This is a genomic window from Paracoccus salipaludis, from assembly GCF_002287065.1.
Taxonomy (GTDB): Bacteria; Pseudomonadota; Alphaproteobacteria; order Rhodobacterales; family Rhodobacteraceae; genus Paracoccus; species Paracoccus salipaludis.
In genome coordinates this window covers 16073-40740 of record NZ_NSJZ01000012.1, presented here as the reverse complement: position 1 = coordinate 40740, position 24668 = coordinate 16073, and the positions used below count along the sequence as shown (strand labels likewise).

22 protein-coding genes are annotated in these 24668 nt (G+C 70.7%); 1 reads left to right on the top strand and 21 read right to left on the bottom strand.

Going from position 1 to position 24668, the window contains the following annotated elements; all coding sequences use genetic code 11:
* Window positions 1–34 precede the first annotated feature (34 nt).
* Window positions 35–478, top strand: a complete 444-nt coding sequence (locus CK240_RS12815; protein ID WP_095640729.1) for a hypothetical protein — start codon at window positions 35–37, stop codon at window positions 476–478.
* Between the two features lie 21 nt (window positions 479–499).
* On the opposite strand, the gene recN is transcribed toward CK240_RS12815, so the two are convergent.
* The 21 genes from recN to mraZ all read right to left on the bottom strand — a co-directional run bounded on the left by recN (window position 500) and on the right by mraZ (window position 24276).
* Window positions 500–2179, bottom strand: coding sequence for a DNA repair protein RecN (recN, locus tag CK240_RS12810; protein WP_095640728.1), 1680 nt, complete (start codon window positions 2177–2179; stop codon window positions 500–502).
* A 54-nt stretch (window positions 2180–2233) separates the two neighbouring features.
* Window positions 2234–3079, bottom strand: a complete 846-nt coding sequence (locus CK240_RS12805) for an outer membrane protein assembly factor BamD (protein WP_095640727.1) — start codon at window positions 3077–3079, stop codon at window positions 2234–2236.
* Between the two features lie 174 nt (window positions 3080–3253).
* Window positions 3254–4189 (bottom strand): UDP-3-O-acyl-N-acetylglucosamine deacetylase, encoded by a 936-nt coding sequence (gene lpxC / locus CK240_RS12800; RefSeq protein WP_095640726.1) that lies wholly within the window; start codon window positions 4187–4189, stop codon window positions 3254–3256.
* Window positions 4190–4400: 211 nt separating this feature from the next.
* The gene (gene ftsZ / locus CK240_RS12795; protein ID WP_095640725.1) at window positions 4401–6026 is read right to left on the bottom strand and encodes a cell division protein FtsZ; all 1626 of its coding nucleotides are present in this window, start codon (window positions 6024–6026) and stop codon (window positions 4401–4403) included.
* A 197-nt stretch (window positions 6027–6223) separates the two neighbouring features.
* Complete coding sequence (ftsA, locus tag CK240_RS12790; RefSeq protein WP_095640724.1) at window positions 6224–7561, bottom strand: cell division protein FtsA; 1338 nt, start codon at window positions 7559–7561, stop codon at window positions 6224–6226.
* A gap of 28 nt (window positions 7562–7589) precedes the next feature.
* Window positions 7590–8609, bottom strand: coding sequence for a cell division protein FtsQ/DivIB (locus CK240_RS12785; protein ID WP_240517412.1), 1020 nt, complete (start codon window positions 8607–8609; stop codon window positions 7590–7592).
* The gene (locus CK240_RS12780; RefSeq protein WP_240517411.1) at window positions 8597–9484 is read right to left on the bottom strand and encodes a D-alanine--D-alanine ligase; all 888 of its coding nucleotides are present in this window, start codon (window positions 9482–9484) and stop codon (window positions 8597–8599) included. The genes CK240_RS12785 and CK240_RS12780 overlap by 13 nt, the downstream gene beginning before the upstream one ends.
* 198 nt (window positions 9485–9682) lie before the next feature.
* The gene (gene murB, locus CK240_RS12775) at window positions 9683–10600 is read right to left on the bottom strand and encodes a UDP-N-acetylmuramate dehydrogenase (RefSeq protein WP_095640722.1); all 918 of its coding nucleotides are present in this window, start codon (window positions 10598–10600) and stop codon (window positions 9683–9685) included.
* A gap of 146 nt (window positions 10601–10746) precedes the next feature.
* On the bottom strand, window positions 10747–11043 hold the full coding sequence (locus CK240_RS12770) for a hypothetical protein (protein ID WP_095640721.1): 297 nt from the start codon (window positions 11041–11043) through the stop codon (window positions 10747–10749).
* Window positions 11044–11047: 4 nt separating this feature from the next.
* Window positions 11048–12472, bottom strand: a complete 1425-nt coding sequence (gene murC / locus CK240_RS12765) for a UDP-N-acetylmuramate--L-alanine ligase (RefSeq protein WP_095640720.1) — start codon at window positions 12470–12472, stop codon at window positions 11048–11050.
* Window positions 12469–13560 carry a UDP-N-acetylglucosamine--N-acetylmuramyl-(pentapeptide) pyrophosphoryl-undecaprenol N-acetylglucosamine transferase gene (locus CK240_RS12760; protein WP_095640719.1) on the bottom strand — a complete coding sequence of 364 codons (1092 nt, stop codon included), beginning with the start codon at window positions 13558–13560 and terminating at the stop codon, window positions 12469–12471. Before CK240_RS12760 ends, murC begins: the two co-directional genes overlap by 4 nt.
* A complete protein-coding gene (locus CK240_RS12755) occupies window positions 13557–14723 on the bottom strand; it encodes a peptidoglycan glycosyltransferase FtsW (protein ID WP_095640718.1) in 1167 nt (388 codons plus the stop codon). Before CK240_RS12755 ends, CK240_RS12760 begins: the two co-directional genes overlap by 4 nt.
* A 132-nt stretch (window positions 14724–14855) precedes the next feature.
* Complete coding sequence (gene murD / locus CK240_RS12750) at window positions 14856–16304, bottom strand: UDP-N-acetylmuramoyl-L-alanine--D-glutamate ligase (protein ID WP_135058843.1); 1449 nt, start codon at window positions 16302–16304, stop codon at window positions 14856–14858.
* A 31-nt stretch (window positions 16305–16335) separates the two neighbouring features.
* The gene (locus CK240_RS12745) at window positions 16336–16542 is read right to left on the bottom strand and encodes a hypervirulence associated TUDOR domain-containing protein (protein ID WP_095640772.1); all 207 of its coding nucleotides are present in this window, start codon (window positions 16540–16542) and stop codon (window positions 16336–16338) included.
* 58 nt (window positions 16543–16600) lie between these two features.
* On the bottom strand, window positions 16601–17680 hold the full coding sequence (mraY, locus tag CK240_RS12740; RefSeq protein WP_095640716.1) for a phospho-N-acetylmuramoyl-pentapeptide-transferase: 1080 nt from the start codon (window positions 17678–17680) through the stop codon (window positions 16601–16603).
* Between the two features lie 5 nt (window positions 17681–17685).
* On the bottom strand, window positions 17686–19071 hold the full coding sequence (locus CK240_RS12735) for a UDP-N-acetylmuramoyl-tripeptide--D-alanyl-D-alanine ligase (protein WP_095640715.1): 1386 nt from the start codon (window positions 19069–19071) through the stop codon (window positions 17686–17688).
* Complete coding sequence (locus tag CK240_RS12730) at window positions 19068–20555, bottom strand: UDP-N-acetylmuramoyl-L-alanyl-D-glutamate--2,6-diaminopimelate ligase (RefSeq protein ID WP_240517417.1); 1488 nt, start codon at window positions 20553–20555, stop codon at window positions 19068–19070. Before CK240_RS12730 ends, CK240_RS12735 begins: the two co-directional genes overlap by 4 nt.
* A 13-nt stretch (window positions 20556–20568) precedes the next feature.
* A complete protein-coding gene (locus tag CK240_RS12725; protein WP_095640714.1) occupies window positions 20569–22371 on the bottom strand; it encodes a peptidoglycan D,D-transpeptidase FtsI family protein in 1803 nt (600 codons plus the stop codon).
* A gap of 5 nt (window positions 22372–22376) precedes the next feature.
* Window positions 22377–22814, bottom strand: a complete 438-nt coding sequence (ftsL, locus tag CK240_RS12720) for a cell division protein FtsL (RefSeq protein ID WP_240517410.1) — start codon at window positions 22812–22814, stop codon at window positions 22377–22379.
* Complete coding sequence (gene rsmH / locus CK240_RS12715) at window positions 22814–23776, bottom strand: 16S rRNA (cytosine(1402)-N(4))-methyltransferase RsmH (RefSeq protein ID WP_095640713.1); 963 nt, start codon at window positions 23774–23776, stop codon at window positions 22814–22816. The genes ftsL and rsmH overlap by 1 nt, the downstream gene beginning before the upstream one ends.
* A complete protein-coding gene (gene mraZ / locus CK240_RS12710; RefSeq protein WP_095640770.1) occupies window positions 23776–24276 on the bottom strand; it encodes a division/cell wall cluster transcriptional repressor MraZ in 501 nt (166 codons plus the stop codon). The genes rsmH and mraZ overlap by 1 nt, the downstream gene beginning before the upstream one ends.
* Window positions 24277–24668: the final 392 nt, after the last annotated feature.

Here is a 24668-nt window from a genome sequence, read left to right as displayed (position 1 = left end):
GACGTTGGTTCGGACGCAGCAGAAAGGACGCAAGATGAAGCTGAGAGGTTTTCTTGCCGTCGCCGCGGTGGCGTTGGCGATGCCTGCGCTCGGCCACGCGGAAAAGCCTGCACATGCGGGGCAGAAGGGGCCGCACGGCCATGCCGCAGCGCAGGCCAGACCCGCGCCGGCCCGGGCGCCTGCGCGCGCGCGGCGTGATCAGGTCGTGGTGGCCAAGGACCAGGGCGCGCGCTGCCCGCCGGGGCTGGCGAAGAAGTCGCCGGCCTGCGTTCCGCCGGGACAGGCGCGCAACGGGCTGGTGGGGCGGGTCGTCGACTGGCGCGACGTCCATGTCGTTCGCAAGCCCGGACTTTACGGACTGGCGCAGGCCCCGAGCGGGCAGAACTACGCCATTGTCGACGGGCGGCTGGTGAGGATCGATTCGCGCACGGCCAAGGTCCTGTCGATCATCCGGACGGTTGACGCGATCCTCGACTGAGTGACCGGCGGTTGCGCCGCCTCAGGCCGGCGCGCCCGCCGTCAGAAGCGCCTGCGCCGCGGCCCGCGCGGCGGGGGTGATCTCCTCGCCCGCCAGCATCCGGGCGATCTCCTCGACCCGTTCGGGCGCGTCCAGCGCCGCCACGCGCGAGGTGGTGATGCCGTCCTCGACCGACTTGGCCACGCGGAAATGCTGCTGCCCCAAGGCCGCGACCTGCGGCGAGTGGGTCACGACCAGCACCTGAGCGCCCTCGGCCAGCCGCGCGAGGCGGCGCCCCACGGCATCGGCGGTGGCCCCGCCCACGCCCCGGTCGATCTCGTCGAAGATCATGACCAGCGGCTCGCCCCCGCGCGCAAGGCAGACCTTGAGCGCCAGCAGGAAGCGCGAAAGCTCGCCGCCCGAGGCGATGCGGTCCAGCGGCCCGGCAGGCGCGCCCGGGTTGGTCGCGACGGTGAAGGCCACGGCGTCGCGGCCGTCGGGGCCGGGCTCGCCCTCGGTCACGCGGGTCTCAAAGACGGCACGCTCCATCTTCAGTGGCGCAAGCTCGGCGGCCATGGCGGCATCGAGCCGCCCCGCCGCCGCGCGCCGTTCGGCGCTGATCTTCGTCGCCGCCGTGTCATAGGCAGATTCGGCCTCGCGCAGGGCCTGCTGAAGATCCGCCAGCCGCGCCTCGCCGGCGTCCAGCGCAGACAGGCGGGCGGACAGCTCAGAGGCCAGCGTCGCCAGGTCGTCGGGCAGCACGTCGTGCTTGCGGGCCAGCGCGCGCAGGGCGAACAGCCGCTCTTCGGCGGCCTCCAGCGCGCGGGGGTCGAAGTCCATCCGCGCCAGGGCGTCCTCAACCCCGCGCGTGGCCTCGCCCAGTTCGATCGAAGCGCGGGCGAGCGCGGCCAGCGGCTCGGCCAGGCCCTCCTCGGGGTCGTCGCCGATCTTGTCGGCGGCGCCTTCCAGCCAGCGGGTCGCCTCAACGATCAGCCCCTCGGCGCCAAGGTCCGAGCCGCTGCCTGCCAGCATCTGCAACGCGCGGGCCACGTCGCCGCGCACCCGCTCGGCCGCCTGCATCTGGCGGCGGGCTGCGTCCAGCGTCGCCTCCTCGCCGGGCTGGGGATCGAGCTTTTCCAGCTCGGCGACCGCATGGCGCAGGAAGTCTTCCTCTTTCCGGGCGGCCTCGATGGCGGCCTCGGCCTCGGCCAGGGCCGATGTGGCCTGCCGCCGCGCGGCCCAGGCAGCACGGACGCCGGACAGGTCCAGCGCCCCGAAGGCGTCCAGCAGCATCCGGTGCCCGCGCGGGTTCAGAAGGCCCCGGTCGTCATGCTGGCCGTGCAGTTCCACCAGCGCGTCCGAGAGCGCCCGCAGCACCTCGCCCGAGACGCGGCGGTCGTTGACCCAGCCGGTCTTGCGGCCGTCGGCGGCGTTCACCCGGCGCAGGATCAGCTCCTCCTCGGCCTCGATCCCCGCCTCGTCCAGGACGGCACGGGCGGGATGGCCCGGAGGCAGGTCGAAGACGGCCGTGACCTCGCCCTGCGAGGCGCCCGCGCGGACCAGTTCGGCCCGGCCGCGCCAGCCCAGCACGAATCCCAGGCAGTCCAGCAGGATCGACTTGCCCGCGCCGGTTTCGCCCGTCAGCACGTTCAGCCCCGGCGCGAAATCCAGCGACAGGCGGTCGATCAGCAGCATGTCGCGTATGTCCAGAGTGCGAAGCATCCGACCCCGTTTCCGCCGGCTTTCCCGGCCAGCCGCGCCCTATCGCCTACAGTCTTAAAGCCACCGGCCCTGGATCATCTCGCGGTAGATCCGCGTGAGCCAGCTGTTCCCCTGCGGCGTGGCCGTCAGCCCGCGCCCGCGCAACTGGGCATAGGCATCCTGGTAGAAGGGCGAGGACCGGAAGTTGTGCCCCAGGATCGCCCCCGCCGTCTGCGCCTCGTCCGTCAGGCCCAGGCCAAGATAGGCCTCGACCAGCCGCATCAGCGCCTCGGGCGTGTGGGTGGTGGTCTGGTAATCCTCGACCACGACGCGGAAGCGGTTGATGGCGGCGGTGTAATGGCCGCGCTTGAGGTAATAGCGCCCGATCTCCATTTCCTTGCCGGCCAGATGGTCGAAGGCCAGGTCGAACTTGAGCACCGAGGACTTGGCGTATTCGCTGTCGGGATACTGCTCGATCACCTCGCGCAGCCCCTGCAGGGCCTGGAACGTCAGGCCCTGGTCGCGGCCCACCTCGTCGATCTGGTCGTAATAGCTGAGCGCAAGAAGATACTTGGCGTAGGCCGCGTCCTCGTCGCCCGGGTAGTTGTCGATGAACCGCTGCGCGGCACCCCGCGCCTCGTCATACTGGCCGGCCTTGTGGTGCGAATAGGCCTGCATGATCAGCGCGCGCTTGGCCCATTCGGAATAGGGGTAAAGCCGCTCGATCTCGCTGAAATAATGGACCGCGTCCTTGGGCCGGTTGCGGTTCTCAAGCTCGTATTCGCCGCGCTTCCAGATCTGCTCGGCGGTGAAGTTGTCCAGCGGCTCGCTGCGGGCGCCAGGGTCCCGCTGCCCGCAGGCCGCCAGCGAAAGGGACACCACGACCGCCATGAGCACGAGGCGCGTATTCCTGAATGCCATGTCTGTCCTTGTCCGTCCCGTCGTCCTGCGGCTTGCGCCCGTCTGGCCTGCGCCCGGCGCGCGGCCCGGCCGTCCTAGCACACAACATAATGACGCGCAAAAGGGCAAGTCGGGTGGCTGGGGCAAAGGGTCGTGACCTGCCATGCCGGGCGGGCGGGCAGGCACCGCCGTTCGTCAGGCGACGGCGCGGCGGCGCGTCTCGGCCTCGACCGCCTGGTGCGCCAGAAGGCCCGCACCGGGCAACTGGCCCTCCAGTTCGTCGGTGCAGGTCGTCCATTCCCAGGCGCCGTCGCTGGCGAAAAGCGCGCGCAGCAGCCTGTTCGTCATCGCATGGCCCGCGCGGTTGCCGCTGTAGCGGGCCAGCAGCGGCGCGCCCGCCAGCGCGAGGTCGCCCACGGCGTCCAGCATCTTGTGGCGCACCGGCTCGTCGCGGTGGCGAAGGCCGCCGGGCGACAGCACGCGGTCGCCGTCCACCACGACGGCGTTGAAATAGGTCCCGCCCAAGGCCAGGCCATTCGCCTTCATCGCCTCGACATCCGCCTGGCGGCAGAAGGTGCGCGAATCCATCAGTTCACGCACAAAGGTGCCGTTCGCGAGATCCAGCTGCTTTTCCTGGTGCCCGATGGCCGCGTCCGTGAAATCGATGGTGAAGTCCATCCGCAGGTGGTCGGCGGGCGACAGCCGGGCGTAGCCCGCGCCTTCATGCACCTCGACCGGACGCAGGACGCGGATGGCGCGAAGCGGCTCGGGCGAATGGAACAGGCCGGCCTTGAGGATGCCCGCCACGAAGGGTGCGGACGAGCCGTCGAGGATCGGCACTTCCGGTCCGTCGATGTCGATCAGGGCGTTGTGGACGCCGGTCCCGGCCAGCGCGGCCATGACATGTTCCACGGTCGAGACGGTCGCCCCGCCTTCGCCCTTCAGCAGGGTGCAGAGGGGCGAGGGCACCACATGGTCCCAGCGCGCGGGAATGCGCGCGCCGCCCAGATCGGTGCGGCGGAACACGATGCCGTGGTCCGCAGGCGCGGGGTTGATCACCAGCCGCGCGGGCTTGCCCGAGTGGAGTCCGGCGCCCGTGAAGCGGGCTGGGGTTGCGAGAGTGGCCTGCATGGGTTTGTCCGTCGATCCTGGGAAACGACATGGCTTCCCGTTTCCACAGACTTAGGGTCCCCCCGCCTGCCGCTCAATTAACGATTTGTGACGGGTTGTAACACGCGGCCCCAGCGCGCGCCCCCAAGGGCAAATCGTTGCGCCGAAAAGGAAAAGAGGCCGCTTTCGCGGCCTCTTGCCTGTTGCGGATCGGCACCTGCTTCGGGGCGCCTCAGTTTGCCTGACGCCGCAGGAAGGCGGGAATTTCCACGTTGTCCTGGGCAGCGTCGGGCGAGGTCAGATCGTCGAAATCCGTTTCGGCCTGGCGCGCGCGGGCCAGCCGGTCGCTCACGCGCTCGGCGATCGTCTCGGGGCGCGGACGCTCGACCTCGGCCGAGGCGCCGGCGACGCGGTTCAGCATCCGGCCCAGGCCCGACATGCGGCCCTGCGGGGCGGCAGGGGCGGCAGGGGCCGCCGCAGCGCCGGGGCGGCGCGGCGCGACGGGAACGTCGCCGCCGCGGTTCAGGGCGCGATCAAGACGCTCCTTCACGGCGGGGGCGGGTTCGCCGCGCGGAGCCTGCGGGCGCGCGGGGGCGGTGAACTCGCTGGCCGGGTCGCTCAGGCGCTGGTCGATGCTGCGGGTGTCGGCGCGGACGGGGGGACGGGCCTCGGCGACGGGCTCGGCGGCCGGGCGATAGGCGGGCTCGGGCAGATCCTCGGCGGCCGGGGCCGGGCGCGCGGCCGGGCTTTCCATGACCGGGCTGCGGCGCGGCGGCACGGGCGCTTCCTCGGCGGCAGGCGCGGCCGGAGCCATGGCGCGGGTGCCGACGGAGGGCGTCTGGGTCAGCGGCTCCTTGAGACCGCGGCGCGGGGCGGGCGCCTCGGCGGCGGCGGCGCTGTCGATGCCGGTGGCGACGACCGACACGCGGACCTTGCCTTCCATCGTCGGGTCCAGCGTCGAACCCACGATGATGTTGGCGTCGGCATCCACCTTCTCGCGGATCTTTTCGGCCGCCTCGTCCATCTCGAACAGGGTGAGGTCGTGGCCGCCCGTGATGTTGATCAGGACGCCCTTGGCGCCGTGCAGGCTGATCTCGTCCAGCAGCGGGTTGGCGATGGCCTTCTCGGCGGCTTCCACGGCGCGGTTGTCGCCGGTCGCCTCGCCGGTGCCCATCATGGCCTTGCCCATCTCGTCCATCACCGCGCGGACGTCGGCGAAGTCGAGGTTGATGAGGCCCGGGCGCACCATCAGGTCGGTCACGCCCTTGACGCCCTGGTACAGGACGTCGTCGGCCAGCGCGAAGGCCTCGGTGAAGGTGGTCTTCTCGTTGGCGATGCGGAACAGGTTCTGGTTGGGGATGATGATAAGGGTATCGACGACCTTCTGCAGGTTCTCGACGCCCTCGTCGGCCTGCCGCATACGCTTGGAGCCCTCGAACTGGAAGGGCTTGGTCACGACGCCGACGGTCAGGATGCCCATCTCGCGCGCGGCCTGCGCGATGATCGGCGCGGCGCCCGTGCCGGTGCCGCCGCCCATGCCGGCGGTGATGAAGCACATGTGCGCGCCCATCAGGTGATCGACGATGTCCTCGATGGTTTCCTCGGCCGCCTGCGCGCCGATCGAGGGCTTGGCGCCCGCGCCCAGGCCTTCGGTGACCTTGGGGCCAAGCTGGATGCGCGCCTCGGACCGGCTTTGCGCCAAGGCCTGCGCGTCCGTGTTGGCGACCACGAAGGTCACGCCGTCCAGCTGCTTCTCGATCATGTTGTTGACGGCGTTGCCGCCTGCGCCGCCCACACCAAAGACGGTGATGCGCGGGCGCAGCTCGTCGTCGTCACTCATCATCAGGTTGAGGTTCATCGCCGCCTGCCCTTCCGTTTCTTGTGCCGGCGCGTCAGGGCGCCCGGTCGATTCCGCCGCTCGCGGCAAGGGTAGCAGATTGCACCCTGCCGTCACTTGCCAATCGCCACATACCCCGTCATGCCGCCCTTGGCTGGCAGGCTTTTGGCGATATGTCGCCGACGGCGCAAGCGGTTCGATCCGCCTGCGCCGTCATTTCACCAGTTGTTGCGGAACCAGCGATAGGCCCGCCGCAGGCCGACCACGCCCGCGCGCTCGACCGGCATCTCGAAATCCCACCATTCATCCTGCGGATTGGCGGCGTGCAGGGCAAGGCCCACGGTGGCCGCGTGGCAGGGGGCGGTGTGCTGCTGCGCCAGACCCTGGATCCGCAGCGGCCGGCCGATGCGGACGTTGTAGCCCAGGATGCGCGTGGCCAGCGTGTCCAGTCCGGGGATCTGGCTGGCGCCGCCGGTCAGCACCACCTGGCGCGAGGGCATCTGGTCGAAGCCGGCCGCTTCCAGGATCTCGCGCACGCCGTCCAGGATCTCCTCGACCCGGGGGCGCATGATTCCAATGAGATCGGCGCGGCTGACGAAGCGGCGCTCGCCGTCCCAGTCCTCGCCCGGCTCGCCGGTGACGTCGATCATCTCGCGGTCGTCGCGGCCCGTCGCCTCAAGCCCGCCGTGGCGCGTCTTGAGCCATTCGGCGACCGGCAGCGGGACGCGCAGCCCCTGGCTGATGTCGCGCGTGACCAGATCGCCGCCCATCCGTACGGCATCGGCGAACAGCATGTGCTTCTTGAGGAACAGCGACACGCCCGTGACGCCGCCGCCCATGTCGACGCAGGCCGCACCCAGTTCCTGTTCGTCCTCGACCAGCGCCGCTCGGCCTGCCGCATAGGCGGCCGAGCCCACGCCCGCCAGTTCAAGGTCGCAGCGGCGGATGCAGTGGACGAGGTTCGAGGCCGCGAATCCGTCGATGGTCAGGACATGCATGTCCACCGCCAGCGTGTTGCCCACGATGTCGCGCGGGTCCGCCAGCCCCGAGCGCGAATCGACGGCGAAGTTCACCGGCTGGGCGTGCAGCACCTCGCGGTTCTTGCCGAAGTCGGGCGCGTCGCAGGCGGCCAGCACGGCGGCCACATCCTCCTCGGTGACCTTGCCGGACCGCAGCGGAATGTCGCCGGCCAGCCCGTAGGAGGCGGGGCGCGCCCCCGAGATCGTGGCAATGACGTGATCGACGCGGACGCCCGCCTGCTTCTGCGCGCCCTGCACGGCGTGGCGGACGCAGCGCTCGACATCGGCCATGGTTTCGATCTCGCCGTAGCGGACGCCGCGCGACTGGGTGGTGAACTGGCCGATCACGCGGAACGACGACTGCCCCGCCATCGGCCCCACGCCGTCGGTTTCGCGGAACTGGCCGGGGCCGTCGAACTGCAGGATGATGCAGGTGACCTTCGAGGTGCCGATGTCCAGCACCGCCATGACCCCGCGCGCCATCGCCTGGCGGCGCATCTGCCGCATCGCCCGCTGAGCCTCGTAAAGATCGCGCATCCCTTTTCCGTTCCTTCCTGCCCCTGCCTCAGCCGCGTGTCGCCTGGCCGGTCTTGTCGCCGTCCTCGGCCCCCTCCTCGGGGTCGATCAGATTGCCCTCGGCGTCCAGTTCCGGCAGCCCGGCGGCGCGCCGCAGCGTGTTCTGCGCGGCAAGCCCCATCCGCAGCACCGGGCGCGCGGGGTCGCGCAGGTCCACGGCCACCACGTCGCGCGCCAGCAGGCCGTCCTCGCGGTCCATCGCCATGGCCGCCTGCAACGCGGGCAGCGGCCGGTCGGTCGGCAGCATGATGCGCTGCCCGCGGTCCAGAACGACGTCCCAGCGCCGCTCGCCCATCCGCTCGAGCCCCCGCAGGCGCGGCAGGATTGGGCCGGCCAGGTCGATCAGGGCCAGAGCCTCGGCCGCATGGGCGCCCGCGCCCTCGCCCGCGATCATGGGCAGGTCGGTCCGCATGTCGCGCGAGGTGATCGAGGCGACGCGGTGCCCCTCGGCGTCCAGCAGGTCCAGCCCGCGGGCGTGGCGCCACAGGATCGCGGGCTTGCGTTCGGTCACGACCGCCGACAGGACGCCGCCCGGCTTGATCCGCAGCTCCATCTTCTCGATGGCGTCCAGCCGCTCGACCGAAGCGCGCAGCTCGGGCAGGTCGATGTCGAAGCTCGAGGCGGGCAGCGTCACCGGCAGCATGGCGCGCAGCCCCTTCTCCACGGCAGGCGAGGCGCCCTCGATCTCCATGCTGTGGACCATGAAGGCTTCCTGCGACTGGATGCGGTCCACCATGGCCGTCATCGCGCCGGTCAGGTTCGCGCGCCGCGTGTCGTCGGCCAGCCACAGCCCGGCGAACAGGCAGACGACAAAGGCCGGCAGACCCACCCGCAACAGCCGGCGGTACAGCGGCGTCAGCCACAGACGGTTCAGCCGATAGGCCAGCCGCGACGGGCCGGGCTCGCGCCGGGCCGCGCGGACGGGGGCCGGGCGGGTGCCGACCCGGCGCACGGGCGCGGGCTGGACGGCCGCCTGGAACGACCGGGTGAAGTCCTTCAGTCCCGACACAGCGCGTCCTCCACGATCCAGCGGCAGAGCGCCGGGAAGTCCATGCCGGCATGGGCCGCCTGCTCGGGCGCGAGCGAGGTGGGCGTCATCCCCGGCTGGGTATTGGTTTCCAGGACCACCAGCCCGTCGAGGCCGCGCGAATCATCCCAGCGGAAATCGGTGCGGCTGAGCCCGCGGCAGCCCAGCGCCTCATGCGCGCGGCGGGCATAGTCGAGGCAGGCCCGGGTGACCTCGTCGGGGATCTCGGCCGGGATGACATGGCGCGAGCCCCCTTCGGAATACTTGGCGTCGTAGTCGTACCAGCCGGCGGTCACGATCTCGGTCACGCCCAAGGCCCGGTCGCCCAGGACGGTGGTGGTCAGCTCGCGGCCCGGGGCATAGGCCTCGACCATGACCTGCGCGGGCATGTCGTCGGACAGGGGCGCGGCGTTGTCGCCCTCGCGGACGATATAGACGCCCACGGACGAGCCCTCGTCATTGGGCTTGACCACGTAAGGAGGCGGCAGGACATGGCGCGCGCGGACATCCTCGCGGCGGGCCAGCACGCTTTCGACGACCGGCAGCCCCGCATCGCGGAAGACCTGCTTGGCGCGCGTCTTGTCCATCGCCAAGGCCGAGGCCAGCACGCCCGAATGGGTATAGGGATAGCCCAGCCATTCCAGCAGGCCCTGGACGCGGCCGTCCTCGCCCATCCGGCCGTGCAGCGCGTTGAAGACAACGTCGGGGCGGACCTCGGCCAGCCGCGAAGGCAGGCCCGCGCCGTCATCGGGGCCAAGAGCGATCTCGACCACCTCGTATCCCGCCACCCGCAGCGCATCCGCGCATCCGCGCCCCGACGACAGCGACACCTCTCGCTCCGCCGAGGGGCCGCCCATCAGGACCGCTACGGTGTGGGCTGTCCTGCTCGACCTGCCCGCCACATCTGCCTTTCGCCCCGTAAGCCGGGGACTGATTCGGGGATCTTCGCCCCCGGTTTTCCTGCGCCTTGGACGGCGCTTTTCGATGGGCCGATGATAGTCACAAAGCCGCAGATGGGGGAAGAGGATTCTGGGGCATTTGCACGTTTTGCGCGATCAGCGATCGCCCACCCTGACAACCTCCCAGGCAAGCTCGTGGCCGCTGGTTTCCCGCACCCGCGCGCGGACCATCTCGCCCAGGTCCTCCAGCTCGGCGGCGGTGGCGCCCCCGGTGTTGATCAGGAAGTTCGGGTGCTTCTCGCTCATCTGGGCGCCGCCAAGGCGGTGGCCGCGCAGGCCCGCGCCCTCGATCAGCTTCCAAGCCTTGAGGTCGTGGACGTCGCCCTCCTTCCCGGTCGAGCTGAACCCCGCCGGGTTGCGGAAGGTCGAACCGGCGCTGCGCTCGCGCGTGGGCTGGCTCGCGTCGCGTCGGGCCAGCTGCTCCTCCATCCGGGCGGCAAGGGCCCCGGGGTCGCCGGGCTCGGCGCGGAAGGTCGCGCGGGTCAGCACCCAGCCTTCGGGCAGCGCCGACGAGCGGTAGGCAAGCCGCAGGTCGCCCGCCGCCAGCACCCGCGATTCGCCCTGCCGCGTGACCGCCTCGACCTCGACCAGGTGATCCGCGACATAGGACCCGTAGCAGCCGGCGTTCATGCGGACCGCGCCCCCGATCGTGCCGGGGATGGTGCGCAGGAAGGTCAGGTCCAGCCCCGCCTCGGCCGCGCGCCTGGCGACGTGCATGTCCAGCGCGGCCGCGCCCGCGTGGACCAGCCCGTCCGCGATCTCGATCCCGTTGAAGCCGCGGCCCAGCCGGATCACCACGCCCCGGATGCCGCCGTCCCGCACGATCAGGTTCGAGCCGACGCCCATCGCGAAGACCGGCACCTCGGGCACGAGGTTCTGCAGGAACAGCATCAGGTCCTCGCGGTCGGCGGGCTGGAACAGCCAGTCGGCGGGCCCGCCTACGCGCAGCCAGGTCAGGTCGGCCAAGGGGCGGTCCTGCGTCAGCGTGCCCCGGATCGGCGGGAGTTCAGTCATCGGAAGCCTTCCTTTCTTGCCGCCCCGCCTAGGGCAGCGGCCCGGGCCGGGCAAGCGCCCCCGCGCCGCCGCAGCCTCCCGCAGGCGTCAGGGCCATTCTTCTTCGCTCAAATATCCCGGGGGTCCGGGGGCTGGCCCCCGGTCCCTCAGCGGTCCGGCAAGTCGATCCGGCGGCGATGCGCGTCCCAGAAGCCCGCGATGGCGCCCAGGATCAGCGAAACGACGCCCGGCACCACGACGAAGAAGATGATGCCCGCACGGCGCAACTGGTCGTCGCCCGTCAGCACGTCGCGGGTCAGGTTCCAGCCGAGGATCGCCAACGCGCCGCAGGCCGCCAGCGCCCCCAGCAGCCCCGCCAGCCCCAGTCGGCGCGCGCCCAGCCAGGCCAGCAGCCCCGGCAGAGTCCCGGCCAGGGCGGCCGGCAGGGCGAAGTCGCCGATCACCGGCTCAGGCCGCCTTCAGCGACAGCCGCTCGGGCAGGGCGTTGGCCCAGGCCGAGATGGTCCCCGCGCCGAGGCAGACCACCATGTCGCCCGGCCGCGCCTGTTCGCGCACCAGCCGCGCAAGATCCGATTCGTCCATCACAGCGCGGGCATGGCGATGGCCATGGGCGATCAGCCCGGCCACGAGGTCGTCGCGCGATGCGCCCGGGATCGGGTCCTCGCCCGCCGAATAGACCTCGGCGATGCCCACCACGTCGGCCTCGTTGAAACAGGTGCAGAAGTCGTCGAACAGGTTCGACAGCCGCGAATAGCGGTGCGGCTGGTGGACGGCGATCACGCGGCCCTTGGTCGCCTGCCGCGCCGCCTTCAGCACCGCCGCGATTTCCACCGGGTGATGGCCATAGTCGTCGATGATGGTGACGCCGTTCACCTCGCCCACCCGGGTGAAGCGCCGCCCGACCCCGCCGAAAGCCGCCAGCGCGTCGCGGATCTGCGCGCGCTTGAGCCCGAGGTGCCGCGCCACGGCGACCGCCGCCAGCGCATTGGACACATTGTGGTCGCCCGGCATCGGCAGGGTGCAGCCCTCGATCATCGGCACCTCGCCGTCGTCGCCACGCTCTCCCTGAAGGGCAACGTCGAAATGGGCCGCGCCGTTCTCGTAGCGCAGGTTCACGGCCCGCACGTCGGCCTGGGCGTTGAAGCCGAAGGTCACGACCCGGCGGTCGGTCACGCGGCCGACGAGGCCCTGCACCTCGGGGTGGTCGGTGCAGCAGACGGCAAGGCCGTAGAAGGGGATGTTCGACACGAAGTCGGTGAAGCCCTTGCGCAGTGCGTCGAACGAGCCCCAGTGCTCCATGTGCTCGGGGTCGATGTTGGTGACGATGGCGATGGTCGCGGGCAGGCGGTTGAAGCTGCCGTCCGATTCGTCGGCCTCGACCACCATCCACTCGCCCGCACCGGCCCGCGCATTGGACCCGTAGGCATGGATCACGCCGCCGTTGATGACGGTCGGGTCCAGCCCGCCCGCGTCCAGCAGCGTCGCCACCATGGTCGTGGTGGTGGTCTTCCCGTGGGTGCCCGCAATGGCGATGTTGGACTTGAGCCGCATCAGTTCCGCCAGCATCTCGGCGCGCCGGACGACGGGAAGGCCGCGGCGGCGGGCTTCCTCAAGCTCGGGGTTGCCCTTCTTGATGGCGGTCGAGATCACCACCACGCCCGCGTCCCCGATGTTCTCGGCCCGCTGGCCCTCGAAGACGGTGGCGCCCAGGCTTTCCAGCCGGTCGGTGATCTTGGACCGCTTGGCGTCCGACCCCTGGACCGTGTAGCCCAGCGTCATCAGCACCTCGGCGATCCCGGACATGCCGATGCCGCCGATGCCCACGAAATGGATCGGCCCGAGTTCTCCGGGAAGCTTGGTGGCTGCGTTCATGGGGTCAGTTCCGTCACAAGGTCATGCAGTCGGGCCGCCGCGTCGGGGCGGCCGAGGGAAAGGGCCGCTTCGGCCATCTGGCGGGCGCGGGGGGCGTCCGTCAGGATCGCGCGCAGATCGCGCGCCAGGCTGTCGGCGTCCAGCACGGATTCGGGCAGGACGACCGCTGCGCCGGAATCCGCCAATGCCCGCGAATTCGCTGTCTGGTGGTCGCCCGCGGCGGCGGCATAGGGAATCAGGATCGCCGGCCGGCCGATCACGGTGATGTCGGCGATGGAGGAGGCCCCTGCCCGGCTGACGACCAGCTGGCAGGCCGCCAGCCGTTCGGGCACGTCGGTGAAGAAGGGGCGGACCTCGGCCCGGACCCCCGCCTCGTCATAGGCGCGCGTCACGCGTTCGGCATCCTCGGCCCGGGCCTGGTGGCTGACCTCGAGGCGCGGGCGCAGATCGTCCGGCAGGGCCGCGATGGCGGCAGGCACGCAGTCCGACAGGACCCGCGCCCCCTGGCTGCCGCCGATCACCAGAAGGTGCAGCGCGCCGTCGCCCGGCGGGCGGTAAGGGGCGCCCGCCTGGTCCAGCACAGCCTTGCGGACGGGGTTGCCGACATGGCTGCCCTCGACCCCCTGGGGCAGTTCGGTCGGCCAGGTGCCGCAGGCGATCCGGTCCACCCGGCGGGCGAAGATCCGGTTCACCCGGCCCATGATGCCGTTCTGTTCATGGATCATGCGCGGCACGCCCAGGATCGAGGCCGCGCCCATGGCGGGGATCGTCGGATAGCCGCCGAAGCCCACGACCACCGCCGGGCGGTCGCGGCGCATGGCGCGCAGCGCGCCCGCCAGCCCCTGCCCGATCCGCAAGGGGGCGCTCAGCTTGCCCCCGAGCCCGCCCCGCGCCGTGGTGGCGGACCGCACGATCTCGCGCGAAACCTCGGGCGGGAAGCCCCCGGCATAGCGCGCGCCGCGGTCATCGGTGGACAGCTTCACCCGCCAGCCGTCCGCCAGCAGGCGTTCCGCCAGCGCCTGCGCCGGAAACATGTGCCCGCCGGTGCCCCCGGCGGCGATCAGGGCCAGCCGCGCCGTCCCGGTCATCGTCCCGCGCGCCCCAGCACGTCCGCCAGCGCGTTCTGCGGCCGCGTCCGGGTCAGCGCCAGCAGCATCCCCAGCGTGATCCCCGAGGCGATCACCGACGAGCCGCCGTAGCTGACGAAGGGCAGCGTCATTCCCTTGGCGGGCAGCAGGCGGACCGCGACGCCCATGTTGATCAGCGCCTGCACCCCGAAGGCGCAGGCCAGCCCGGTGCCCGCGATGCGGGCAAAGGGGTCGCGTTCCCCCAGCAGCCGCCACAGCGAGCGCACGACGATCGCGCAGTAAAGCGCGATAATCGCCAGAACCATGACGAAGCCGTATTCCTCGGCCGCGACCGCAATGATGAAGTCGGTATGCGCGTCCGGCAGCGACCACTTGACGCTGCCCTCGCCCACGCCCACGCCGAAGAAGCCGCCTTCCTGGATGGCGTTGGTGGCATAACCGATCTGGGTGCGCGGATCGATCTCGGACGACAGGAAGCCGTTGATGCGGCGGGCGAAATGCTCGCTGTTGGCATAGGCGAACAGGCCGCCCATGGCCGCAAGCCCGATGGTGCCCGCGATCAGCGCGACGGGGGCGCCCGCGATGAAATACATCACCAGCCAGGAGAACAGGATCAGCGAGGCCTGGCCGAAGTCCGGTTGCAGCGCCAGCACCACGATCACCGTCGCCGCCACGAAGAACGAATAAAGCCGCCCCGGCGGTCCGCCCACCGCCTGCGCCGAGGCCATGAACCAGGCGCAGATCGCGATAAAGCCGGGCTTGAGGAACTCGGACGGCTGGATCGAGGCAAAGCCCAGCGACAGCCAGCGCGTCGCCCCCTTGCCGAAGTCGGTGCCGATGACCGGCAGCGCCAGGACCGTGGCAAAGGCGCCCAGGAACAGCAGCACGCCCAGGCGGCGCACCTGCACGGGCGACAGCATGGACACGACAAGCATCACCCCCAGCGCCATGCCCCCGAAGGCCGCCTGCCGCGAGACATAGTAGAAGGCCGGCAGGTTGTTGCGTTCCGCCAGCGGCACCGAGGCGGCGAGCCCCAGCAGCAGCCCCAGCGCGAACAGCGCCAGCACGCAGGCCAGCGCCCACTTGTCCACCGTTCGCCACCAGCGTGGAAGAATTGGATCCCCCGCCCGTACAGGCGTGGCGCCAAAGACCATCTCGGTCATGGGTTCACCGCTGACACTGCCTCTGCCCTGCCCGGTTTGGCCCGGGTCTGGGCGCAACCATAGCGCGGATGGCCGCATGAGGCTAGAAATGATTGCGCCGGGTGGCGGCCCCCGGCCGGGCCGCCCCGTGGTTCAGCTCTGGCGCAGCGTCTCGACCAGCGCGGTGAAATGCTCGCCGCGCTTCTCAAAGTTCGGATACTGGTCGAAGCTGGCCGAGGCCGGGGCCAGCAGCACCGTGTCGCCAGGCTCGGATTCGGCGGCCGCGCGGGCGACGGCGACTTCCATCGTCTCGACGACCTCGTGGGGCGTGTCCGACAGTTGCAGCGCGAAGTCGCGGGCGGAATGGCCGATCAGATAGGCCTTGCGGATGCGCGGAAACAGCGGCGCCAGTGCGGCGATGCCGCCCTCTTTCCCCATGCCGCCCGCGATCCAGCGGATGTTGTCGAAGGCCGTCAGCGCCTTTTCCGCCGAATCGACGTTGGTGGCCTTGGAGTCGTTCACCCAGCGCACGCCGTTGATCTCGGCGACGGTCTGGCTGCGGTGCGGCAGGCCCGCGAAACTGTGGAAGGCGGCCTCGATGTCGCGCGGGGCAAGGCCGATGCTGCGGCAGGCGGCATAGGCCGCGCAGGCGTTCTGGTGGTTGTGCGCACCCGGCAGGCCCTTGATCCCGCGCAGGTCGATGGAGGCGATCTGCCGCCCCTTGCGCCATTCCGACAGGTATCCCTTGCGGGCCGAGACGGACCAGCCGAAGCCGTCGAGCTTGTCTTCCACCGAGACGCGGATCACCCGGTCGTCCTGCGGCCCCTGCCCCATCTGATTTGCCAGATAGCGGCCCTCGTCCTCGTCCACGCCGATCACGCAGCGGTCGGGGCCGCCTTCCGCAAACAGCCGCCGCTTGGCCGCGAAATAGCCGCCGAAGCCGGAATGCCGGTCCATGTGGTCGGGCGAGAGGTTGGTGAAGACCGCCACGTCCGGCGTCAGCGCGCGGGCGAGGTCCGTCTGGTAGGACGACAGCTCCAGCACCACCACCTCGCCATCCACGGGCGGGTCGAGCGACAGGACGCCGGTGCCGATGTTGCCGCCCATCTGGGTCGGACGACCCGTGGCCTGCAGGATGTGGTGGATCAGCGCCGTGGTGGTGGACTTGCCGTTCGAGCCGGTGACGCAGATGACCCTCGGCGGCGTGTCGAAGGCCGCCCAGTCAAGCGCGCCGAAGCTGCGGAAGAACAGCCCGATGTCGTTGTCCACCGGCACGCCGCGCCGCAGGGCCTGCGCGATGGCAGGGTGCGGATGCGGGTAGAGATGCGGGATGCCGGGCGAGGTGATCAGCGCGTCGATCCGGTCGCGCCAGCCGGCGTCCCGGGTGAGGTCGAGAAGCTGCAACCCCTCGGATTCCGCCTGCGCCCGCGTCTCGGCGCTGTCGTCCCAAGCGACAACGGTGGCGCCGCCCTCGCGCAGGGCTGCGGCGGTGGCCCGGCCCGAGCGGCCGAGGCCGAGGACGGCGATGGTCTGGTTCTGAACGCCTTGGACAGGGATCATGCGGCACCGGCTGCAACGGAAATGCGGGAGCCGGTGTCGCATGGACGCCGCGCGGCGGCAACCTTCGGGGCGCCTACAAAGGCTTCAGCGCCTCGGGCTTGTGGGCGGCCTGCGCGCCGTTGTCGGTTTCGACGAGATACTGCGGCTCGTCCTCGCTGGCGGCGACCTCGTGGTCCTTGATCTTCATGCGCGAGGTCAGCTTGCGCAGGATCTTGCCATGCGAGGTCCCGCCCGAGCTTTGCCAGCTGACCCGCTGGCCCGGGTGAAACTCGTCCGCCATGCGATGCTCCTCCACCATGGGCAAAGGTCGAACACCGGCAGGAGCGGGCGGTTCCTCCTCAGCGCAGCTTCAGGGTGGACAGGCCGATCAGCGCCAGGATCACGGCGATGATCCAGAAGCGGATGACGATCTGCGGCTCGGCCCAGCCCTTTTTCTCGAAATGGTGGTGGATCGGGGCCATCAGGAAGACGCGCCGCCCGGTGCGCTTGAAATAGGCGACCTGGATGATGACCGACAGCGCCTCGACCACGAAAAGGCCGCCCACGATGGCCAGCACGATCTCGTGCTTGATGCAGACGGCGATGGCGCCCAGCGCGCCGCCCAGGGCGAGGCTGCCGGTGTCGCCCATGAAGACGGCGGCGGGCGGCGCGTTGTACCACAGGAAGCCCAGCCCCCCGCCCATCAGCGCCGCGACAAAGACGGCGATCTCGCCCGTGCCGGGGACGAAGTGGACGCCGAGGTAGTTGGCGAAGTTGGCGTTGCCGACGAGATAGGCGATGATCCCGAAGGTGACGGCCGCGATCATCACCGGCCCGATGGCCAGCCCGTCCAGCCCGTCGGTCAGGTTCACCGCGTTCGCCGCGCCCACGATCACCAGCATGGCGAAGGGGATGAAGAGGACCCCAAGGTTGATCAGCACGTCCTTGAGAAAGGGCAGCGCCAGCTGGCCCGACAGGGGCGCCGGGTTCAGCCAGGCGACGGCCAGCCCCGCCAGCGCGCCCACGGCAAGCCCGATCGCCATGCGGACCCGGCCCGACACGCCCGCGTGGTGCTGCTTGGTCACCTTGGCATAGTCGTCGGCGAAGCCGATCGCCGCGAAGGCTGCCGTCACCAGCAGCACGACCCAGATGTAGCCGTTGTCGAGCCGCGCCCAGAGCAGGGTCGAGAAGAACAGCGCCGACAGGATCAGGATGCCGCCCATCGTGGGCGTGCCCGCCTTGGCGAAATGGTCCGGGCCGATCTCGCGCAGGGGCTGGCCCTTCTTCTGCTTGACGCGCAGCCAGTCGATCAGCGGCCGGCCGAAGATGAAGCCGAAGATCAGCGCGGTGAAGAAGGCCGCGCCCGACCGGAAGGTGATATAGCGGAACAGGTTGAAGACGCCGCCATCCTCGGACAGGTTCGCCAGCCAGTAGAGCATCGGGTTTACCCCTTGTTGTTATCTGATGCGGGCGTCTGCCGCGCCCGGCGGATCGCGTCAACCACGCTTGCCACGCGCGATCCCTTGGACCCCTTCACGAAGACCACGTCGCCGTCGCGGACCATCTCGCCCGCGCGGGCGCAGAGGTCGGCGGCCTCCTCGGACCAGAGGCCCCGGCGGTCGGCGGGCAGCGCGTCCATCAGGTGGCGCATCCGGGGGCCGCAGGCATGGACCAGCGCAACCCCCTGCATCTGCGGGTAATCTGCAATGGCGCGGTGCAGGGCGAATTCATCCTCGCCCAGTTCCAGCATGTCGCCCAGGATCGCCACGCGGCGGCCCGGGGGCATGGCGTCAAGCGTCGAGAGCCCTGCGGCAAGGCTCGTCGGATTGGCGTTGTAGCTGTCGTCGATCAGCGTGATCCCGCCGATCCGTTCCACCCCGCCCCGGCCCTTGTAGGGGCGCCAGTCGGCGAGGCCCCGGGCCGAGGCCTTGGGGTCGGCGCCCAGCGCGGTGATGGCGGCGAGGACGCCCACCGCGTTCATCACGAAATGCGCGCCCGCGGTTGCGAGGGCGAAGTCCAGCGTCTCGCCCAGCACGCGGGCGCGGACGCGGGTTTCCCCCTCGGCCACCTCGGTCTTCACGGGCTTGGCCACGCCGTCCCGGCCGAAGCCCACGACGATGGCGCCCGCCCGGTCGGCGGCGTCGCGCAGGATCTGCGTGACGGGCAGGTCCTCGGGAAGGATCGCGTGGCCCGCGGGCTCCAGCCCCTCGAAGATCGAGGCCTTTTCCACGGCGATGCCTTCGAGGCTGCCGAAGGCCTCCATATGGGCGGGGGCGACGGTGGTGATCATCGCCACATGGGGCCGCGCCATGCGCGACAGGGGGGCGATCTCGCCCGGATGGTTCATGCCGAGTTCAAGGATCGCCCAGTCGGTGTCGGCGGGCATCCGCGCCAGCGTCAGGGGCACGCCCCAGTGGTTGTTCAGGCTCGCCTCGGCGGCATGGACCCGGCCCTGCGGGGACAGCGCGGCGGCGGCCATGTCCTTGGTCGAGGTCTTGCCGACCGAGCCCGTGATCGCCAGCACCCGCGCCTTCGTGCGTGCGCGGGCGGCACGGCCCAGCGCCTCCAGCGCGGGCAGGACGTCGTCCACGACCAGAAGGGGCGCGTCCTCGGCCACGCCCTCGGGGATGCGGCTGACCAGCGCGGCGGCGGCCCCCTTTTCCAGCGCCTGCGCGACGAAGTCGTGGCCGTCGCGCGCGTCCTTGAGCGCCACGAACAGATCGCCGGGCCGGATGCTGCGGGTGTCGATCGAGATGCCCTCGGCAACCCACTCGGCAGTGGCCCGGCCACCGGTCGCGGCGGCGGCGTCGGTCGAGGTCCAGAGGCTCATATCGTGCCGTCCAGCGCGGCGACGGCGACCGAGGCCTGTTCCGCGTCGTCGAAGGGAAAGACGTCCGAGCCGACGATCTGGCCGGTCTCGTGCCCCTTGCCCATGATCAGGGCCGCGTCGCCGGGTTCCAGCGCATCCACGGCGCGCAGGATCGCCTCGGCCCGGTCGCCGACCTCGGTGGCGTCCGGCCCCGCGCCGGCCATGACCTCGGCGCGGATGGCGGCGGGGTCCTCGGTCCGGGGGTTGTCGTCGGTGACATAGACCACGTCGGCATGTTGCCGCGCGGCCTCGCCCATCAGCGGGCGCTTGCCCCGGTCGCGGTCGCCGCCCGCGCCCACGATGGCGATGATGCGGCCCATCACGTGCGGGCGCAGGGATTGCAGCGCCGCGATCACGGCGCCCGGCTTGTGGGCATAGTCCACGAAGACCGCGGCCCCGTTCCGGCGCTGGGCGGCCAGTTCCATCCGGCCGCGCACGGTCGTCAGCCCGGGCAGCGCCGCGATGACGCGCGCCTCGTCCGACCCGGTGGCGATGCACAGGCCCGCCGCGCAGAGCACGTTTTCCGCCTGGAAGCCGCCGATCAGGTTCAGGCGAATCAGGTGCGTCCGGCCGTTCAGCGAGAACCGCAGCTCCTGCCCGGTCGCGTCATAGCGCTGGGCGAGGATGCGCAGGTCGCAGCCCTCGGCCCGGCCGTAGGTCATAAGCCTCAGGCCCCGGTCGCGGGCGATCTGTGCCGCCTCGCGCCCCCGCGCATCGTCGGTGCAGATCACCGCCGCGGCGCCGGGTTCGAGGATATGGCTGAACAGCAGCGCCTTGGCGGCGAAGTAGCTGTCGAAGTCGTGGTGATAGTCGAGGTGGTCCTGGCTGAAGTTGGTGAAGGCCCCCGCCGCGACCCGCACCCCGTCCAGGCGGCGCTGGTCGAGGCCATGCGAGGACGCCTCCATCGCCGCATGGGTGACGCCCGACGCGGCGGCTTCGGACAGCACGCGGTGCAGCGTCACCGGCTCGGGCGTCGTGTGGGCAAGCTTGGCGGTGAAATCCCCCTGCACGCCCATGGTCCCGAGGTTGATCGCCTTCAGGCCCAGCGCCTGCCAGATCTGGCGGGTGAAGGTCGTGACCGAAGTCTTGCCCGAGGTGCCCGTGACCGCCACGACCGTGTCGGGCTGCGCCTGGAACCACAGCGCGGCCGCACCGGCCAGGGCGGCGCGGGGGTCCTCGGCCACGACCAGCGCGGCTTGGGAGGCCGCAAGCTCGGCCGCCGCGATCTCGGCGCCCTGGCGGTCGGTCAGGATCGCGCCCGCGCCCTGGCGCAGCGCATACCGGATGAACTCGCCCCCGTGCGCCGCCGATCCGGGCAGCGCGGCGAACAGGTGCCCGTCGCGCACCTGGCGCGAATCGACCGAAATGCCGGTGATCAGCGGATCGCTTCCGTCCCCTGCCCGCAGCCCCAGCCGGGACAGGTTCATGGCCTTGTCGTTGTCCATCATCCCTCGGTCCTTATTTCGCCGAGACCTTTACGGCATCGGCCGGACGGGGTTCAATCACGGGCAGCTCCAGCCCGTCCGGACGCAGGCCCAGCATGGGCGACAGCCGCTGGATCAGGGCGGCGGCCACCGGCGCGGCGGTGGCGCCCGCCGTGCGCATCTCGCCCCCGCCGGCGGCGGAAACCTTGGGCTCGTCCAGCGTCACGACCAGCACGTATTCGGGATGGTCGGTCGGATACATCGAAGCGAAGGTCGAAACGTTGCGGTTCTTGTAGTAACCGCCGCCGGGGCGCGGCTTGTCGGCGGTGCCGGTCTTGCCGCCGACTTGGTAGCCCGCGACCTCGGCCGCCTTGGCGGTGCCCTTGGTCACGACATGGCGCAGAAGATCGCGCGCCTGCTTCGCCGCCTTGGGCGACAGCACCTGCTCGCCCTGCACCGGTTCCTTGCGATGCACCAGCGTGGGGCGCACCCGGCGGCCGTCATTGGCGATGGTCGCATAGGCCGCGGCCAGGTGCAGGGGGCTCGCCGCAAGCCCGTGCCCGAAGGCCACCGTCGCCGCCGTGACCGCCGGCCAGCGCGAGGGGACCAGCGGCTTGCCGGTCGGCGCCTCGGACATCTCGACCGGGGTCGGCTCGTAGAAGCCCAGGTCGCGCAGGAACTTCTGCTGCCGCTCGGCGCCCAGCATCTGGGCGACGCGGACGGTGCCCACGTTCGAGGACTTGCCGATGATGTCCCTGACGGACAGCTGGCCGCCATAGTTGTGGAAGTCGTGGATCAGGTATTTCCCGATCTTCATGGGCGAGGACGCGTTGATCATCGTGTTGGCGTTGACCAGCCCCTCGTCCATGGCCTGCGCCACCGGGAAGATCTTGAAGGTCGAGCCAAGCTCGTACTGCCCCTGCACGGCGCGATTGAACAGCGGGCTGTCCGAAGGGTCGCCCTTCAGCAGCGGGCGCGGGCGGTCGTTGGGGTCGAAGTCGGGCAGGCTCGCCAAGGCCAGGATCTCGCCCGACTTCACCTCCATCAGGATGCCGGTCGCGCCCTTGGCGTTCATCACCTTCATGCCGTTCGACAGCACTTCCTCCATGGCGGCCTGGGCAGTCAGGTCGATGGAGAGCTGCAGGGGCGCGCCGCCATTGGCCGGGTCGCGCAGCCAGCGGTCGAAGGCCTTTTCCACGCCCGCCATGCCCAGCACCTCGGCCGAGCTGACGCCCTCGGCCCCGAACTGGGACCCGCCGAGGATATGGCTGGCCAGCCGCCCGTTCGGGTAAAGGCGCATCTCGCGCGGGCCGAAGACCAGCCCCGGCTCGCCGATGTCATGAACGGCCTGCATCTGCTCGGGCGACAGCTTCTTCTTGATCCAGACGAACTTGCGCTCGCCGGTCAGGTCGTTCTTGAGCCGCTCGGCATCCAGGTCGGGGAAGATCCTCGCCAGTTTCGCCGCCGCCGTCTGCGGGTCCACCAGGTCGCGGGGGTGGGCGTAAAGCGCGTGCGTCGAAAGGTTCGTCGCCAGCACCCGCCCGCGCCGGTCCACGATGTCCGCCCGTTGCGAGATGATCTGCGCGCCCGAGGCGTGGGCGCGGGGTTCCGCCGGCTGGCTGCTGGCCAGCGCGCCCATCCGCAGCCCCACGGTGCCGAAGGCCACCACAAAGCACACCACCATCCATTTTAGCCGCGTCTCGGCCCGGCGGCGGGCGCGGTCCTGGATCTCGGCGTGGCGCTGGGCGCGCAGTTCGGCCTCGATCTCGTCGGGGTCCTGCCCTGCCTGCCGCGCGCTGAGGATGCGGGCCAGGGGGCGCAGAGGGGTGCGGATCATGGCGGTCACTCCTGTTCCAGGGCAGGGATGGTTTCGGCGGGGGCCGGCAGGGCGGGGCGCGGCATGGGGGCGCCGCGGTTGTTGGAGGGCGTGCGCGGCACCCAGCCGGCGGTCGTCTCGCCCGGCGCCAGTTCGGTCGGGGGCGCCACGGGCTCGGGCGGCGGATAGTCGATGTTGCGGGCCGAGCCGAACTGGTTGGCCTGCACGGGGGCAAGCCGCAGGCGCTCGAAGTTCATGTCCACCAGCTGGCGCAGCCGGTCGGGGCGGTTGAGATAGGCCCATTCGGCGCGCAGCACGCCCAGGTTTTCCCGCAGACCCGCGATTTCAACCTGAACGGCCTGCATCTGGTCGATCTGGGCCTGGGTCCGGTAATTCTCGCGATAGGCCCAGAAGGCCAGACCCATCACCACCATGGCGGCCATGAGATACAGAAGCGGCCGCATCACATTCCTCCGGGAAGCTGCGGCAAGCCCAGCGCGGCAGGATCGGGCCTGCCCGCGGGCGCGTCGGTGCGGACCGCGACGCGCAGAAAGGCCGAGCGCGCGCGGGGGTTGGCGGCCAGTTCCTCGTCGTCCGCGCCGATCGCGCGGCGGAAGGGCAGCGTGAAGGCGGCGGCCTCGTGCCGCAGCTCGGGCGCATAGCGGCTGCCGCCGCCCGCCGCATTGGCGCGGGCCTGCATGAAGCGCTTGACCACCCGGTCCTCCAGCGAATGGAAGCTGACCACCGCCAGCCTGCCGCCGGGCTTCAGCGCGCGTTCCGCCGCCATGAGACCGGACAGAAGCTGGCCGAATTCATCGTTCACCCAGATGCGGATGGCCTGGAAGCTGCGGGTCGCCGGGTGGCTCTGGCCCGGCTTGGGGCGAGGCAGGCAGGACTGGACGACCTCGGCCAGCTGCGCCGTGGTCGCCAACGGACGCGCCGCCACGATGGCGCGGGCGATGCGGCGGGCGGCGCGCTCCTCTCCATAATGATACAGCACGTCGGCGATGCGCGATTCCTCGGCCGTGTTCAGCAGGTCGGCGGCGGATGGCCCCTCCTGCCCCATGCGCATGTCCAGGGGACCGTCCCGCAGAAAGGAAAAGCCGCGCTCGGGCTGGTCGAGCTGCATCGAGCTGACGCCGAGGTCCAGCACCACGCCGTCCACCGGCTCTCCGGCCAGTTCGTCGAGGTCCGAGAAGGTCCCCTGCACCAGCCGCAGCCGGTCGCCGTAACCGCCTGCCCATGCGCGGGCCATGTCGAACACAGCCGGGTCGCGGTCGATGCCGATCACGCGGTCGGCGCCCGCATCCAGCAGGCCGCGCGCATAGCCGCCCGCGCCGAAGGTGCCATCCACCCAGGTGCCGCGAACGGGAGCCACCGCCGCCAGAAGGGGGCGCAGCAGGACAGGGATATGCGGCGCAGTCATCAGCTTTCGGGGGCCGGGGGCAGCAGGGACAGCGGGTCGGCGCCGGGCTCCAGCGCGGGCATGTCGGCCTCGATGGCGCGCAGGTCGGCCTCGTGGGTTTCGGGCGTCGAGACCTTGAGGTAGTCGCCCTGCGCCATGAAGAAGGCGCGGTCGTCGAGCCCGATCTTCTCGCGCAGGCGCTGCGGCAGGACCAGCCGGCCGTCGGCGTCGATCTCGGCCTCGTCCGACAACCCGTTCATCAGGGTTTCAAGATAGCTGCGCTCGGCCGAGCCGCGCGGCATCCGGCTGATGCCCTCGTCGATTTCCTCGATCGCTTCCATGGTATACAGTCGCAGATGAGTCCAGTCGGCGAAGCCATAGACGACGACCAGCTGCGCGCGGTTGCGGGAGGGGAAATCCGGATCGGCCGATTCGAAGACGCGGCGAAACTTGGCAGGGATCGAGACGCGCCCCTTGGCGTCGACCTTGACCTCCTCCGAGCCTCTGAACCTGCGTGCCACCGCCACCTTCCACTGTCCCGACCCGAACAGGATGCCCTGAACGGGAAAGAGCGGATCGGGCCGCTGCCACTGCCCGATCCGCCGCCCTCGTCCCATCTCTGGGCCCCGAAGTTTCGGGGATCGCCCGGTCTCATGCGCCACCTCGGGGGAAGGTGCTGCTCGCGCGCGGCCAGGTCATTTTTCGGATCGCGGGTGCCTGTATGAAGCCTGCCTTGGCTGGGGTCTTTGCCGCCCCTTAACTGCCCGTCTTCCGTGGTTGAAGGGATGCCATGGGAAAGCATGGGAAGCAATGGGGTGAATGCGGGAACACCGACGATCTCGCAGGGCCGGCTTCGCGCGCGAGGCGTGAACGTCCGCCGAACGAGCGGTTAACTTTGGTAGATGTGGTGTGT